This window comes from Pseudomonas sp. P1_F7 (genome assembly GCF_056405655.1).
On sequence record NZ_JBFUBR010000024.1, the window covers coordinates 23,545 to 38,597 of the forward strand.

Sequence of the window (15,053 nt, forward strand, 5' to 3'; positions counted from 1 at the left end):
AGCGAAGGGTCGCCGTTCGGTCGCCATATCGAGCGCATATTCATGTGGGAGACGTCACTCGCCGTCGGCATCTGGCGTGTGCTCGCCGGCTGCCAACGCGAGGTCCGAGGCAATCGACTCCAGCAGCTCTTCGGCTGACGAAAACTCGCGCTGTCGTCCGGTGACCAGGTTTTCGAGGCGGCCCACCAGGGCCCCCGGCGCGGTGTCGCTACGCAGCTTCACTACGTACGAGCGGCGGCTCGGGTATTTGGATTCAGGGTTCAGGATCATCGCAGGCCAGGGGGCAGGAAAGTTCGACGACAGCGTAAGCGGTTCCCTGGGGCGAGTCGTAAGCGAAAGGTCAGACTTCGGTCGGGACAGTAACCCTTACCGCAGAGAAATCGCGTTGCTTCAAGCCGGCTTGGCCGCGTGAATCAGCGAGCGTGCGCGTTTCGCCAGCTCGGTTGCGTCAGTTTCGGGTGACTGGTCAACCAGCGTGGCCAATGCCTGTTGGTCCTCGGCCGTAGCGTCAGGGTGCTCGCACAGTTCGACCAGCGCTTGCATCTCCAGCCACGGTGCTTCCTGTGCGCGAGCTTCTTCAACCGCGCGCCGCACCGCAACGATGCCGGCGTCGGGCTGACCCTGTGCTCGCGAGATCGCTGCCTCCAGCAGCAATAGCTGTGGCAGGTATACGCGCTCGCCCAGTTCCTCGCCCACCCGAAATGCTTCCTGCAGCTCGACTTGCGCTGCGGTGCAATCACCTGCGAGCAGCAGTGCCTCGGTGGCGTAGCCGAGCACCTCGCTGGCACCGGAGCGCATTCCAAGCCCGGTGTGTTCTTCATAGGCCTCACGGATGCGACGGTAGCCGTCGCGCGGTGCACCGTTGCGCGCGTCGGCCCAGCCGCGCCACCAGCGACAAGCCGTTCGCCCCAGTGCGAGCGAATACTCATCGACTAACTTCTGCATGTCGTCAGCCAGCGCGGCTACACGCTGATGGTTCCCCAGCCGCACCTCGATCAGCACCTCCTGCCAGGCAGCGACCAGCCACGTCATAGGCTGGCGAAGCGCTTGCGCGCGGGTCCGCGCCCGCTGCATGTGGGCCCGGCCTTGCTCAACCAGGCCAGAACGCACGAGTTCTATGGCCAGCATACCGTGCAGCATGACTTGAGGATCGACCGCAAAGATCTCGTTCGTCCCGATGTCCAGCGGCTCGGCGATTGCGAGGGCGCGCTCTAGCCAACTGCGGGTTGTCTGCGTGCGACCCTGGAGATGGTGCACCTCGCCCTGCACGATGCACGCCACCAGCATGAGCACTGGATCGTTCGCCTCGCACGAGAGGGCTTCGGCGCGTTCCGCCACTTCCAGCGCCAGCGCATAGTCGCCGCGCAGACCGAGCAGATAGCCGAATCCGTGCAGCAGGCGACCGCGCATTGGATGCTCGGGTACATTCGTTAGCAGCGTGTACGCGCGTTCGAACGCGTTCCTGGCTTCGCTGCCGACACCGAACGTGTGGAAGGCCGACACCCCCTGCAGTGTGGCCAAGGTAATTTCGAGTGCATCGCGCTCCATCCCTTCTGGTGCCTGCCGCAGCAGGACCAATGCGCGCTCAGTGAGACCGATGCACAAGGCCGGGCTGAAGTGCAGCAGCGCGGCTTCTGCGGCCTCGGCGTAATAGCGCAGCGCGATCATCGGCTGCCGGGCCCGGTCGAAGTGCGTCGCCAGCTCCGAGGCAGCAACCGGCACGCCGGTCATGCGCTCGCGTTCGAGGGCAGTGCCAACCTGGCGATGGAGGTGGGTGCGCAATGAGCGCGGCGTGCGGTCGTATAGTACCTGGCGGAAGAGGGCATGACGAAACGAGTAGGGTTGCTCCACCGTCTCCTCGGGTTCGGCGGCCCGCGACCGCGTGAGCCACACCTGCTCGCGCACCAGTTCCTCGCAGGTGTGGACCACAGAAGCGAGGTCGCGTTCGAGGGCCAGCGAAACCGTCTCAACCCGGAATTCGACTCCGTATACCGCTGCCGCCGAGAGCAGCGCAAGCTGCTCCGGCCCGAGCCTGGTGATGTAGTGATCAATGATGGCCGCGAGGTTCTCGGGAACCGCCATCCCCGCCAGCCGGGCCTCGATGGTGGCGTCGTCGTCCGTGGTGTCCATCACTTCGCTGATGACTGACGACACGAACAGCGGCACACCGTCGGTGCGCTCGTGCAGGGCACGCACGAAGGCTTCATCGCGGGCCAGAGAGGCCGAACGCAGCGCGACATAGTCAGCGACCTCGGTTTCCGAGAATGGATCGAGCACCACTTCCTCGCACAGACGTTGCAGGCGCAGTTCGTGGCGCAACGAGTTGAGCGGATGATCGAGCGCGACCACCTCGGCGACGCGGAAGCTCGCCAGCCACATAAGCCGAGTGCGGCCACGTCGCCGCGCCACATAGTCGATGAGCTGGACCGTCGCCCGATCGCTCCAGTGCAGGTCTTCGGTTATCAGCAACAGCGGCCGCTGCTCGGTGTAACGGTCCAGCAGTTCACCCATTTCCCGCAACATGCGATCCGGACCGATGCCGGCAAGCTCGCGCCGCAACGCGTCTCGCTCTTGCGCGGTGCTCAGCCACGGCAGTTGCAGCAACCAGGTCGGCGCCACGGCGCGCATCAGCGTCGGCAGGGCAGGGTCGCTGCGGCACAGATCGGCCAACGCCTCCAACACCGGCAGGTACGGCTCGCCGGTGCCGTAGTGCTCCACGCAATGGCCGCGTGCGCAGGCAATGCCGCCAAGGCTGGCGAGGAAATGCTCGATTAACGTGGTCTTGCCAATCCCCGGTTCTCCGGCAAGCCAGAGCACTGCACGTTGCCCGCCGTAAGCCCGTTCCCATGCCCGCTGCAGTCTTGAAAGCTTGTCGGTGCGACCAATGAATGTCGGTAATGGATACGCTTCGGCCGCTGGCACCGTAGCGGGTGCCGACGGCATCGAAGGCGCAGGGGAGGGCGCGGCGATGAAGCGATAGCCGCGTCGCGACACAGTCTCAATGAAGCGGGGCTGCCTGGGGTCGTCGCCCAGCACCTTACGCAGATCGCTGATGGCCGTCTTCAGTACTGAATCGCTGACGAACCGATGCCCCCACACGGCATCAAGCAAGGCATCCTTGGTCACCAGCGATCCAGGTTGGCGTGCAAGTGCGCACAGCAGGGTGAAGGGCGTTGGCGCCAACGCCACGGCTTCTCCGTTACGTAACAAGCACGCGTTGGCCTCGTCGAGCTTGAACTCGACGAAGCAGAGCTGGACTGGATTCGGATGGGACTGCGGACGCGCCACGTTGGATTCCTGAAGACTAAAACATGGGTGTGCCCTCGTGAGGCATGGCACGTGGTCACTCCAATAACAACGCTGATCGACTCAGAAGCCAAGCCTCACCGGTCGGAAACTGGCCCTCGGCATAGCTCATATGGCCTCGTCACGGTGCGGTAATGATCCCAGAACATTAATGACAAAAATATCAATATTGAAATATTCCTCAATATTACTTACCTTCACCTTGCCTGACGATGAGATCTCTACGTCTCACGACTTCAATCACAACAAGGGCTCGAGATGAACAACAACAAGAAAGCTACCGAACTGCCTCCCACCGCTGTCGATGTGCTGGTCGTCGGTAACGGTCCGGTAGGGGCGACAATCGCGGCGCTGCTCGGCCGCTATGGGGTAAAGACACTGGTACTGGACAAGACCCATGAGGTCCTGCTGATGCCCCGTGCCATTGCTCTGGATAACGAGGCGCTTCGCATCCTGCAACTCGCCGGATTGTCGGAAGACGCTTTCGAGAAGATCGCTATCCCTGAAGTGAGGATGCACTCCCCGGTCCTCGGGCAATTCGGTCGGGCCAATACCGCGGGATGCATCGACGGCCATCCCAAACTGGTGACTTTCTATCAACCCGACCTCGAACACGCGATGCGCAGCCAGGTTTCCCGGCTGAAGACAGTGACCAGCCTGGGAGGATTCGAGCTCGAGAACCTGGTCGAGGAATCAGATTGTGTGGTCGCCACCGTACGGGGCGATGATGGTCAGACGTATCCCGTTCGCGCCCAATACCTGGTAGGTGTGGATGGCGCAAGCTCCAGGGTCAGGGCACTGATTGGCCAGGAATTCGAAGGGCAGACCTATGGTGAGGATTGGCTGATTGTCGATGCCAGGAATCGGCATAAGTCAGCCATCGATCACGTTGAGTTTATCTGTGATCCACGGCGTCCAACGCCGCACATGCCCGCTCCCGGCGGAAGGGAGCGTTGGGAGTTCATGCTACACCCGGGCGAATCCCGGGAAGAGCTGGAAAGCCCCGAAAGCATAGCCCGACTGATCGCGCCATGGATCAATCCGCAGGAGCTGGAAATCGAGCGCAAGGCGGTGTATCGGTTCCACGCGCGCTGCTGCAACAGATTCAGCAAGGGACGCATCTTTCTTGCGGGAGATGCAGCCCACATCACCCCCCCTTTTGTCGGGCAAGGTCTCGTAGCGGGACTGCGCGATGCAGCCAATCTTGCCTGGAAACTGGCCTGGGTCCTTCGCGGCCAGGCCGCGCCTTCAGTACTCGAAACCTATGACGTAGAGCGTCGCCCCCATGCCCAGGCGATGATCAATCTGGCGAAACTCATGGGCCGCCTGGTGATGCCGAGAAACAAGGTCGCAGCTTTCTTCATCCACGGCCTGATGCGCACGCTGGCGTTGACTCCCGCTACCAGAAAGTACTTCGAGCAGCTGGACATCAAGCCAAAGAACATCTTCAAACAGGGTCTGTTCGTGCAGCATCGTCGTGGCGACAAGCTGGTTCGTGGCAGTCTGTTTCCCCAAGCCTGGGTTCGCAACATGCAGCAGCAGATCCAACTGAGCGACGATGCTCTTGGAGCCAACCTGACCCTGGTTGGATTCGGTGTTGACCCGTTGTCACTGCTGACCGCTGCTCAGGTCGTTTCCTGGGACAAAATGGGAGGCCACTTCTTGCAGATCGGACCCTGCGGTCAGCGCTCCGACAGCACTTGCGACTTCATCGAAGACCTGAACCATGGCATCCTGCCGCTGGCTGCCAAAGGCACGCTGGTTGCGGTTCGCCCCGACCGTATCATCATGCACCACGCCCCCGGAGTAGAGGCAGGCAGTCTTGTTCGAGACTGTATGGACCTGTTGGCTAGCGCCGACGCCACAGCCGATAGCGTTTCCATTACCATTAACGAGCCCCCTCGATTAAGAGCCTGAAGATGCCTTCCCCCACTTTTCCTTCAGAAGCAACTGAGCAAGAGCCTCTCACTCGGGGCCACAAGAAGCGTGAACGCACCCGTCGCGGCCTGGTGGATGCGGCATTGCGTCTTGTCGCACGTAAGGAGGTGGGGGAGATTGCACTGCTCGATGTCGCCTCGGAGGCCGCGGTATCCAACGGCACCATCTACAACTATTTTCGAACGCGCGACGAAGTGCTCGAGGCGGTTGGCATCGCCATGGCGAGTGAGTTCTCCGATGCCATTTCCGCCCTGAGTTCGGGCGTGCACTGCGGTGCACAGCGACTTTCGATTGGTGTGCGCATGTTCGTATGCCGGGCCGCGTACGACCATCAATGGGCCAACGCGCTGCTGCGCATCATCCATTCCGATCAGGCCATGCGCTCGCGCTTGGCTGCTCATGTGCTGGGCGACCTGCGTGAGGGGCTGCGCGCGGGGGCTTTCGCTTATGAGGACGAGGGGATCGCCCTGGACATGGTCGTATCGTGCACAACCGGCGCCATGCGCTCGGTTGTCGAAGGGCGTGTAGTGGCGGAACACGACCAGCGGGTCGCCGAGATGATTCTCAAGGCTCTGGGCGTAACACCTGCCAGAGCCAAGAGAATCGCCGGTAAGCCGCTACCCTAGTCCTGATGTCATCATCGGCCGGCTAAGCCCTAATGCCAGTCAGTTAACGCTTTGAACACCGCAACTCCTGTGGGAGCGAGCTTGCTCGCGATGACGATCGCATAGTCGACACCTGCGTTGCCTGACAGTCCGCTATCGCGAGCAAGCTCGCTCCCACAGGTTTTGCGCCTTAACTGACTGGCATTAGGCTAAACCCGGCCAATCCATTGCCGATAGTTCTTCGCCTGGCGACGAGACTTCAGCTGATTGCCGATCAATGCCATGAGTGGCGACGTCCTGGGTTTTGTCTGTTTGCCTTGGCTCAACAAGCCGAGTTGCTTCTTGACCACCGACGCCACTGCAAGCGATGCCAGCGCCTTGTTCTTCCAACGCACGACGATGGGCTCCACTTCGGTGTCCTGACCTGCCATCCACTGGCTTGGCAGGGCCGGCTCGATTGCCAACGCGGTGGCAAGCCCCACCATCGACACCGAGCCGCTCACCACTCGCTCCGCGACCTCCTTTCTGCGCACGCCGCCGGTGACCATCAGCGGCATGCGCGCTATTTCTCCTATTTTCTCCGCGCACTCGAGAAAATAGGCTTCTCGAGCCAAGCGGCTGCCATCGCGGGTCTGCCCCTGCATTGCCGGACTTTCGTAGCTGCCACCCGACAACTCGACCAGGTCGACCGCCTTGGCGTTGAGCATTTCCACCACCCGAGCCGCATCTTCGGCATCGAAACCGCCTCGCTGAAAGTCCGCGGAATTGAGCTTCACAGCGACGCAAAAGATCGGTGCCACTCGCTGACGTATTGCGTCGATGGTTCGCAGGAGAATTTGCGCACGATTTTCCAGGCTGCCACCCCAGCGGTCGCTACGCCGGTTGGTCAAGGGCGAAAGGAATTGGCTGAACAGGTAGCCATGCGCTGCATGAATCTCCACGCCGGTGAATCCGGCACGCTCGGCTAGCGCTGCGGCATGGGTATAGCGCTCAATCAGCTCTTCGATCTCCTGCTCATCCAAGGCCCTGGGCGGCACAAAAGCCTTTGATAGTCCGGGAATGTCGACAGCCACCGCGGAGGGGCCCCGTGCCGATTGCCCCATGGAAGCCAATAGCTGCCGTCCGGGATGATTGATTTGCATCCAGGCCTGGGCTCCGCGACTTCGGCAAGCATCGGCCCATAGCCTGAATTGGCCCAGGTTGCGATCGTCCTCAAGCACCACACCAGCCGGTCCGGTCAAGGCATGGCGGTCAACCATGACGTTGCCAGTGATGATCAGACCGGCACCACCCTCCGCCCAGCGCCGATAGAGCTTAACCAGCGCTTCCCCAGGAGCGTGATCCTCATTGGCTAGGTTCTCCTCCATGGCAGCCTTGGCGATTCGGTTTGGAATCACCGTGCCGTTGGGCAATCGAAGCGGTTTGAAGAGCTTTGAGCCGGTCATGTTCTGTCCTTCAATTAATAAAAATTCGGCCAATATAATTGAACACGCGTGTTCAATTATGTCAATGTGCAGGACTTTTATTGACCCGATGACATCGATCATGGCGTCCATATTGTTAGGTTTACGGTCGGTTATTGGACGGAAAATCCAACATGCTAAAAAATAGTGTTGACGTAAAATGAACGCAAGTGTTCAATCGATCCATAAGGTAATCCTGGAGAGAGAACCGTGGAATCCCTGAATCCAACACAGCGCCGCATTCATCAAGCCGCCTTTCGCCTGTTCGCTGAAAGAGGCACCTCACAAGTGAACATTCTCGACCTCGCGCAAGAGGCAGGCGTGGCGCGCGGAACGGTCTATAGCAACATCGACAGCATGGAAAGCCTGTTCGAGGCGGTCGCCAGCCATCTCGCGAAGGAGATGCATGAGCGCGTCAACAAGAGCTTCAATTCCCTCTCTGATCCGGCTCAGCGTCTTGCCAATGGCATTCGATTGTTCATTCGTCGAGCGCACGAGGACTCCCAGTGGGGGGCCTTCATCCATAAATTCGCCATGAGCAATTCTTCGTTGCGCGAAATGTTCAGCAGCCAAGCGACTACGGATCTTCTGAGCGGGCTTTCCACTGGGCGCTACACGTTTGCGCAGGAGCAATTGCTCTCAGTACTGACGCTGATTTCCAGCAGCGTCCTGGGATCGATTTTTCTGGTGCTGGAAGGGCACAGAACGTGGCGCGAATCGGGATCTGACACAGCGGAACTCGTGCTGCGGGCATTGGGTGTGTCTCTCGAGGAGGCTAGAGCGCTGGCAACCAAAGAGTTGCCGGCACTTCCTCCTCTCGACTGAGCGCGGTAACCGACTCAACAAAAAACACCCCTGGAATTTTCAGGGGTTCGGGGATCGCTTTGCCCTGAAAACTGGAAAACAAGAACAATGAATAACAAAAATGAAATGCCCCAGTTGGCAACACAACAGCCTGTCCGGCATCCGCAACCGACGGTTAAAGCCCAAGGTCTGACTCACCTGATCTTTCAAAGGCCGGACTTGAATGAGGCGGCGCATTTCCTGACAGACTTCGGCCTGACCGTCAGTCATCAGAACGCCGAAACGCTCTATCTGCGCGGCACTGAACCGGCTCCCTATTGTTACCGTGTCCACCGTGCAGAAAATGCATGCTTTGTCGGGTTCGGGCTGGCAGTCCAATCGCTCAAGGATCTGGAAAAGCTGACGCAAATTCCAGGTGCGTCATCGATCCAGACATCGACACATCCTGGCGGCGGGCATTACCTCAGACTGACCGATCCTTCAGGGTTTACCGTCGAAGCAGTTTGTGGCCAGACGCCAAGTAAAACCCTGGCACACAGAGCCCCACTTCCTTGGAATCTGGCGCAAGAGCAATCGCGAATCAACGCCACGCAGCGCCCACCGATTGCACCACCTGAAGTAATCAAACTTGGTCACATCGTAATGGAGGTGGCCGACTACCAAGCGACCTGTGCCTGGTATACCCAGCATTTCGGGTTTATTCCCAGCGATGTGCAGGTACTCCCCGACGGGACCCCCATTGTCGCCTTCATGCGCCTTGATCTCGGTGAAACCCCCGCGGATCACCATACGCTCGCGATCGCGCAGGGGTTCATGGCGACCTACAGCCATAGCGCCTATGAAGTTGTCGACGCAGACGCGGTGGGCATGGGGCAACGGGTCCTGCGAGAGCGGGGTTGGGAGCACTCATGGGGAATCGGCCGGCACATCCTGGGCAGTCAGATCTTCGATTACTGGCAAGACCCTTGGGGTGATAAGCACGAACACTACTGCGACGGTGATGTTTTTACCACCATACATCCTACGGGCATCCATCCCGTGAGTCCCGAGGCTATGGCGCAGTGGGGGCAGCGTATGCCCAAGAGTTTTACAAAACCCAGGATGAGCTTCAGCAATGTACGAGCCCTGATCCGCAACCTGCGGCGCAGCCCGGACTTAACGATTCGCAAGTTGATCACGCTGATGCGGATGTTCGGGTAGAGCGGCCGCCATGTCGGGCAACGCTACACGATATGGCCGGCGAGACGTACTCAAAGCCGGTGCCTTGATCGCCGGCGGATCGTTGATCTACAGCGTCGCCAGCCCACCCTCAGAACAACACCACAGTTCTCGCGCCATCGAGCGCGGGACAAACGCTGCTCCAGGAGTACCTTCAATGTCTGCTGTACACGTAGTCCGCTTTGAATTCGAGAACGGTATCCACTGGGGCGTGCTACGCCAAGGCCATATCACGGTGGTTCCCGGTGCTTTTGAAACCACCGGTGACTTCATCAACCAGAACAGCATCGACGATCTCGCTCAACTGAAAGGCCCTGAGCTGGAGGAGGGCGAAGTAAAGCTGCTGTCTCCGGTGACCCGTAACCAGCAGTTCCTCTGCCAGGGCGCCAACTATCGTCAGCACATGATCGAGTCGGGCATGGACCCGGATGCGAAGAAATTCAACATGATCTTCACCAAGGCGACCAGTTGCCTGGTGGCCGCAGACAGCGTCCTGATCAAGCCGAGCACCGTGCGCTTTCTCGACTACGAAATTGAACTGGGGCTTGTGATGAAACGCGCGATCACCAGCTCTGTTTCTGTCACCGACGCCAATCTGCATGAGTTCATTGCAGGTGTCGTCATCGTCAATGACTACTCGGCTCGTGACATTCAGATTCCCCAGATGCAGTTCTACAAGGGCAAGAGCTTCCGCACTTTCGGTCCGGTCGGCCCGTACCTCTGCCTTCTGGATGCCACGAGCATTCATTACCTGAAAGAGCTGCAGCTGCGCCTGACGGTCAACGACCAGGTGCGACAGAACGACAGCACGGCCAACCTGGTTTACGGTCCGGCTGAAACCCTTACCGAACTCTCCTCAGTGCAAGATCTCGCCGTTGGCGACCTGATCGCCACCGGTACTCCTGCCGGCTGCGCTCTGACGGTACCTTCGCCTGCCAAACAGCGCATTGCGGCCCTGATGCCAGAAGCCACCAAGTGGAAGCTTTTCCTCAAGGCGCAGGAGGGCCGGACGCAATATCTCAAGGCAGGTGACGTGGTTGAGGCGCGTATTCGCAGCGCCGATGGCGTCATCGACCTCGGAGTGCAACGCAACCGAGTCGTGGGGGAAGCCTAATGGTTGTGCAGACCCTGAACGACATTGAAAGTCTCGAACGAGTCCCCTTGTCGGAACGTGGCTTGGCTTCCAGCACCTATGAAGCACTGGCGCGTACAGCCGAACGTTCTCCCAATGCGCCCGCACTGAGTTTCTTCGCCGACGCTACCTGCTTCAGGAACACCCACCAATGGAGCTATGCCGAACTCGTCGAAGATATCACTCGAGCGGCGAATGCTTTCCACGACCTGGGCATTACCCCGGGTGAAGTGCTGGCCTTCATCCTGCCCAACCTGCCGGAAACTCACTTCACCATCTGGGGGGGTGAAGCGGCCGGTGTCGTCATGGCGATCAACCCACTGCAGGAAGCCAAACAGATGGCTGCCTTGCTGCGGGCCGCCAAGGCCAGCGTGGTGGTAACGCTCGCACCGACGCCGGGCAGTGACCTATGGCCTAAGTTGGCCTCGCAGTTGGATCAACTTCCCGAGGTCAAGCACGTCGTTTGGGTTGGTATGGGACCCTATGTTGATGTAGCTCAGCGTGAATCGCTTGAATCCCTGGCACAGAAAGAACGTGAGGTGCACAGGGGGGCCACGATTCACGAATTACAAACGTTGATGGATGCTCAGCCAGGCACGCACCTGAAGAGCGACCGGCAATTGCGCCCTGAGGAGCGTTCCTCTTATTTCTGCACCGGCGGCACCACCGGGCTGCCCAAAATTGCGATGCGCACGCATGGGGCGGAGGTCTTCAATGCGTGGGCCGTGACCGCACACTTGCAGCCACGTAGTGGCGGTCAAGTCATTTTCTGTGGGTTGCCGCTGTTTCATGTGAACGCACAGCTGGTGACAGGCTTGATGCCCTGGACCCAAGGTGATCATGTCATCCTCGGCACGCCGCAAGGCTATCGAGGAGAGGGTGTTATCCCACGTTTCTGGGAGATGGTTGAACACTTCGGTATTAACCTATTCTCTGGCGTTCCAACCGTCTATTCCGCGCTTTTGCAAAATGAACTGGAGGGGCGCGACCTCTCCAGCCTTCGCTTTGCCATGTGTGGCGCCGCACCGATGCCGGTTGAGCTCTTCCGGGAATTCGAATGCCGGACCGGGGTGAAGATCCTCGAAGGCTACGGACTCACGGAAGGCGCGTGCGTCTCCTCGATCAATCCGCCCCATGGTGAGCGCTACATTGGCTCCATCGGCATACGGATTGCTTACCAGGACATGCGTGCAGTCATGCTCGATGACGCTGGAGAGTATCTGCGCGACGCCGACACCGACGAAGTTGGTCTGATCACGATCACGGGTCCGAACCTGTTCGAGGGTTATGTTGAAGAAAGCCATAACCGGGGCCTGTGGATCAACATCAATGGTCAGCGCTGGCTGAATACGGGCGATCTGGGGCGCCAGGATGAAAATGGCTACTTCTGGCTGACCGGGCGCAAAAAGGAGCTGATCATCCGCGGCGGCCACAATATCGATCCCAAGCAAATCGAGGAGGCTCTGCAAGCCCATCCAGCGGTGGCGTTAGCTGCTGCCATCGGTAGCCCGGACGCCTATTCGGGTGAAGTGCCGGTCGCCTACGTACAACTGCGACCAGGCCACGTCTGCAATGTTGAAGAACTTGAGCAGTTTGCTCAGCGCCACATCAGTGAGCGGGCGGCCATTCCCAAGCGGATCGAAATCCTTGAAGCACTGCCATTGACGGCGGTTGGCAAGATCTTCAAACCCGCCTTGCAGCAGCGCGAGGTGACCCGAGTAGTTCGGCAGGAAGTGGAACGCATGTGTCTGAAGGGCATCGAGATCGAGGTCATTGCGCATGAACAACGCGGGTTGGTCGCGTGCATCCGGGCCGGGAGGAATCAAGAGTCCCTGGCCCTTCTTCTTGGTCGCTATAGCTTTCAGGTGGAGTGGCTCAAATGATCCTGACTGCGTAAGTTCGGCACCTCAGCCCTGGTAGTAGTCAGCCAGGGCCTTTCACAACTTCGATCAACTCCAACCGGCACTGCCAAGTGCACCGGAAGGCGAAGCTTTGCCTGCGCACCAATCAATAACAACAATACGAGGTGGGAAATGAAACTGAGCAACCGTGCAACCCCATGTCACTCAGCTGTGCGAGAAGTGTCTTCCTGGATCAAATTCGCAGGTGCCGCGGCAATACTCAGCGCTTCCACAAGCGCGGGGGCCAATGGCATTGCCTTGAACGAACAAAGTGCAAGCAGCGCGGGAACTGCTTATGCGGGAAGATCGTCGTCCGCGCTGGACGCCAGCACCATCTTTGGCAACCCGGCGGGCTTGACCAAATTGAAGCGTAGTGAGATTTCCGGCGGAGCCGCGGTCGTCTCGGTGAGCGATGACATCAGTGATGCACGGAGCAGTGCCCCGGGAACGAATAAAGGGGACTCGGTACCGTTGGGGGTTGTGCCCTTCGTTTATATGTCGACGCCACTTGATGATCGTTTCTCGATTGGCCTGGGTCTCTATGCTCCGAGTGGTCTGATCAATGATTACGAGAGCACTTTTCAGGGCCGTTACCATGGTTCCTATAGCACGACCAAGGAAATAACCCTGCAGCCCACCATTGCCTATCGGATCAATGATTACGTGTCCATTGGAGGCGGACCGACCATAAATCGTTTCAATGCAAAGCTTCAGAATTACCTGGCCACCGGCGCCCTGAACAACGGCGAGGACACACTGGTCACCATCAAAGGCGATGACACCGCGCTTGGCTACAACGTCGGCATCTTGGTTGACTTTACTGAGGCAACCCGTTGGGGGATTAACTATCACTCGAAGGTTGACTATGAACTCGAAGGACATACTGAGATTTCCGGCTCCCCGAGCGTTATCCCGCTGGACGGAAAGTATGACAACAAGATAGACCTCACTATGCCCGAATCCGTGGACACGTCTATCACCCATCATTTCAATAGTCGCTGGACGGGATACCTGGGAACCACCTGGAAACGTTGGAGCCGGATCAAGAAGGTCGAGGCAGTCAACAGCGGTCTTTCCCCCCTGGGCCAGGCGGCTGGCCTGGGAAGTGTGACCGAAGAAATGAACTGGCGTGACACTTGGGCCACCGCAGTTGGCGCGTCCTATCAATTGAACCAACAATGGCTGCTGCGCGCAGGCTACGCCTATGATCCGTCGCCTATCAGGAATGCCGATCGCAGCGTGCGCGTTCCGGTTGGGAATCGCCAGGCCGTGACCTTGGGCGGTGCTTATTCGCCGGATGCCGATCTGACGATAGACTTTGCTTATGGTTATCTCTGGGATTCCAAAGTTTCCGTAAAACAGTCGAACAACTCCGGTCTTCAGCCTGAATACAGTGCCAAATATGACAATAGTGCGAATGGAGTTTCAGTGCAGGCAACCTATCGGTACTAATCGACAGAGCTCCATTTTTAATGGCGTCGATTTGCACAAGCCTTCCGCCTTTAATCGATAGGCAATTTTCCCTACGGGCGTGATGCAGTTCCGCCTGTCAATCAGCACCAACTGCCGCGAATACTTTCGCAGTAGTTGGTGGGTTGTCGGCAATAACCCGTTCGAGAATGTGCCGGTCGATTTGCACGTATCGCCACCTTCGATGAATCGCTTCATGATCGCCCCCTGCGAAAGATACTCAAGGGTAAGAGACGGTTGTTGGCCCCGCTTTGCAATCGCCACCGACTGCTTTTGGCTAAAGTGGCCAGTGGAGAAGAAACCCATCAGCGCCAAGCGGACTGATCGACCCTGGCCGGGGTCGATCAGGGGAGTTTCTTAGAAACTCCATTCCTCAGCCTGAACGACTCGGCAGAATGGCCCCGCCAAGGTTGCATTGTGGTGGGCAACGATGGCCTCTGCTTTGAGCGTTGGAGTATCAGAGCAGGTATGTCCGTCGGCGATGAGCACAGCATCGAAGCCGCAATCGCGGGCAGCACGGCAAGTACTATCTACGCAGTATTGAGTTTTCATTCCTGTAACGACGATGCCTTCACAGCCGCGTTCGCGTAGCTGACCGGCCAGCTCAGTCTGAGCAAAGGCGTTGGGACGTTTTTTCTCAAAAATCACCTCGTCACCCCTTAGCTGCAACTCCTGGACAAGCTCGGTGAGCGGACTACCCGGCTCGATAGGAGACCCGGCCGGACCTATGTGGCGGGCGAGAAAGATGGGGGCGCCAGTCTCCCGTGCACTTCTCATCAGCCTATTCAATGTATCGAGAAGCGCTTCACTGCCCCAAGGTCTATCCGGGCCGTGAACAAGCCCTACCTGCATGTCGAGAATCAGAAGTGCATACATGTGCGTTTCCTTACGTTTGTGCCAATAAAACCGGGGCAAAAAAAAGACCCGGTCCATTACTGGCGGGTCTTTGGGGTTATGCGTTGTTTTAACTCACACAACCTCCCACGACCCGCCTGTGGCGGTCGTGAAGGTTGTGGTCGATTCGATGCATGGCGTAGTCATGACGCATGACCTTAACTGTGGCGCGCCGGTCTTGCAAGTGAGCATGCTCGGGATGAAAGTCATTTCATGCGGATGGGACTCAACGACCGCTCTTGGCTATTGCTGCCTGTCTCGAAGGGCTGCAACCCATAGCGGACACGGACTCACGCTGTGATTGACGGGCTGGCCGAAAGCT

11 protein-coding genes are annotated in these 15,053 nt (G+C 58.8%); 7 read left to right on the forward strand and 4 right to left on the reverse strand.

The window, feature by feature from the left end; all coding sequences use genetic code 11:
• Nucleotides 1–54: 54 nt before the first annotated feature.
• Both AC1D1M_RS27950 and AC1D1M_RS27955 read right to left on the reverse strand, forming a co-directional pair.
• A complete protein-coding gene (locus tag AC1D1M_RS27950; RefSeq protein WP_477778176.1) occupies nucleotides 55–270 on the reverse strand; it encodes a hypothetical protein in 216 nt (71 codons plus the stop codon).
• A 120-nt stretch (nucleotides 271–390) separates the two neighbouring features.
• Nucleotides 391–3,288, reverse strand: a complete 2,898-nt coding sequence (locus AC1D1M_RS27955; protein WP_477778177.1) for an ATP-binding protein — start codon at nucleotides 3,286–3,288, stop codon at nucleotides 391–393.
• 276 nt (nucleotides 3,289–3,564) lie between these two features.
• Between AC1D1M_RS27955 and mhpA the strand changes: the two genes are divergently transcribed.
• Together mhpA and AC1D1M_RS27965 are read left to right on the forward strand one after the other, a co-directional pair.
• On the forward strand, nucleotides 3,565–5,223 hold the full coding sequence (mhpA, locus tag AC1D1M_RS27960; RefSeq protein ID WP_477778178.1) for a bifunctional 3-(3-hydroxy-phenyl)propionate/3-hydroxycinnamic acid hydroxylase MhpA: 1,659 nt from the start codon (nucleotides 3,565–3,567) through the stop codon (nucleotides 5,221–5,223).
• 2 nt (nucleotides 5,224–5,225) lie between these two features.
• Nucleotides 5,226–5,870, forward strand: a complete 645-nt coding sequence (locus AC1D1M_RS27965; RefSeq protein ID WP_477778179.1) for a TetR/AcrR family transcriptional regulator — start codon at nucleotides 5,226–5,228, stop codon at nucleotides 5,868–5,870.
• Nucleotides 5,871–6,058: 188 nt separating this feature from the next.
• Here AC1D1M_RS27965 and AC1D1M_RS27970 read toward each other — a convergent pair whose 3' ends face one another.
• The gene (locus tag AC1D1M_RS27970) at nucleotides 6,059–7,294 is read right to left on the reverse strand and encodes an NADH:flavin oxidoreductase/NADH oxidase family protein (RefSeq protein WP_477778234.1); all 1,236 of its coding nucleotides are present in this window, start codon (nucleotides 7,292–7,294) and stop codon (nucleotides 6,059–6,061) included.
• A gap of 228 nt (nucleotides 7,295–7,522) precedes the next feature.
• Between AC1D1M_RS27970 and AC1D1M_RS27975 the strand changes: the two genes are divergently transcribed.
• The 5 genes from AC1D1M_RS27975 to AC1D1M_RS27995 all read left to right on the forward strand — a co-directional run bounded on the left by AC1D1M_RS27975 (nucleotide 7,523) and on the right by AC1D1M_RS27995 (nucleotide 13,819).
• Nucleotides 7,523–8,137: a TetR/AcrR family transcriptional regulator gene (locus AC1D1M_RS27975; RefSeq protein ID WP_477778180.1), complete on the forward strand. Its 615-nt coding sequence runs from the start codon at nucleotides 7,523–7,525 to the stop codon at nucleotides 8,135–8,137.
• An 87-nt stretch (nucleotides 8,138–8,224) separates the two neighbouring features.
• Nucleotides 8,225–9,316, forward strand: coding sequence for a VOC family protein (locus AC1D1M_RS27980; protein WP_477778181.1), 1,092 nt, complete (start codon nucleotides 8,225–8,227; stop codon nucleotides 9,314–9,316).
• 175 nt (nucleotides 9,317–9,491) lie between these two features.
• A complete protein-coding gene (locus AC1D1M_RS27985) occupies nucleotides 9,492–10,448 on the forward strand; it encodes a fumarylacetoacetate hydrolase family protein (protein WP_477778235.1) in 957 nt (318 codons plus the stop codon).
• Nucleotides 10,448–12,349, forward strand: a complete 1,902-nt coding sequence (locus AC1D1M_RS27990; protein ID WP_477778182.1) for an acyl-CoA synthetase — start codon at nucleotides 10,448–10,450, stop codon at nucleotides 12,347–12,349. Before AC1D1M_RS27985 ends, AC1D1M_RS27990 begins: the two co-directional genes overlap by 1 nt.
• A 150-nt stretch (nucleotides 12,350–12,499) precedes the next feature.
• Nucleotides 12,500–13,819, forward strand: a complete 1,320-nt coding sequence (locus tag AC1D1M_RS27995) for an outer membrane protein transport protein (protein ID WP_477778183.1) — start codon at nucleotides 12,500–12,502, stop codon at nucleotides 13,817–13,819.
• A gap of 375 nt (nucleotides 13,820–14,194) precedes the next feature.
• On the opposite strand, the gene AC1D1M_RS28000 is transcribed toward AC1D1M_RS27995, so the two are convergent.
• Nucleotides 14,195–14,713 carry a cysteine hydrolase family protein gene (locus AC1D1M_RS28000; RefSeq protein ID WP_150755275.1) on the reverse strand — a complete coding sequence of 173 codons (519 nt, stop codon included), beginning with the start codon at nucleotides 14,711–14,713 and terminating at the stop codon, nucleotides 14,195–14,197.
• Nucleotides 14,714–15,053 lie beyond the last annotated feature (340 nt).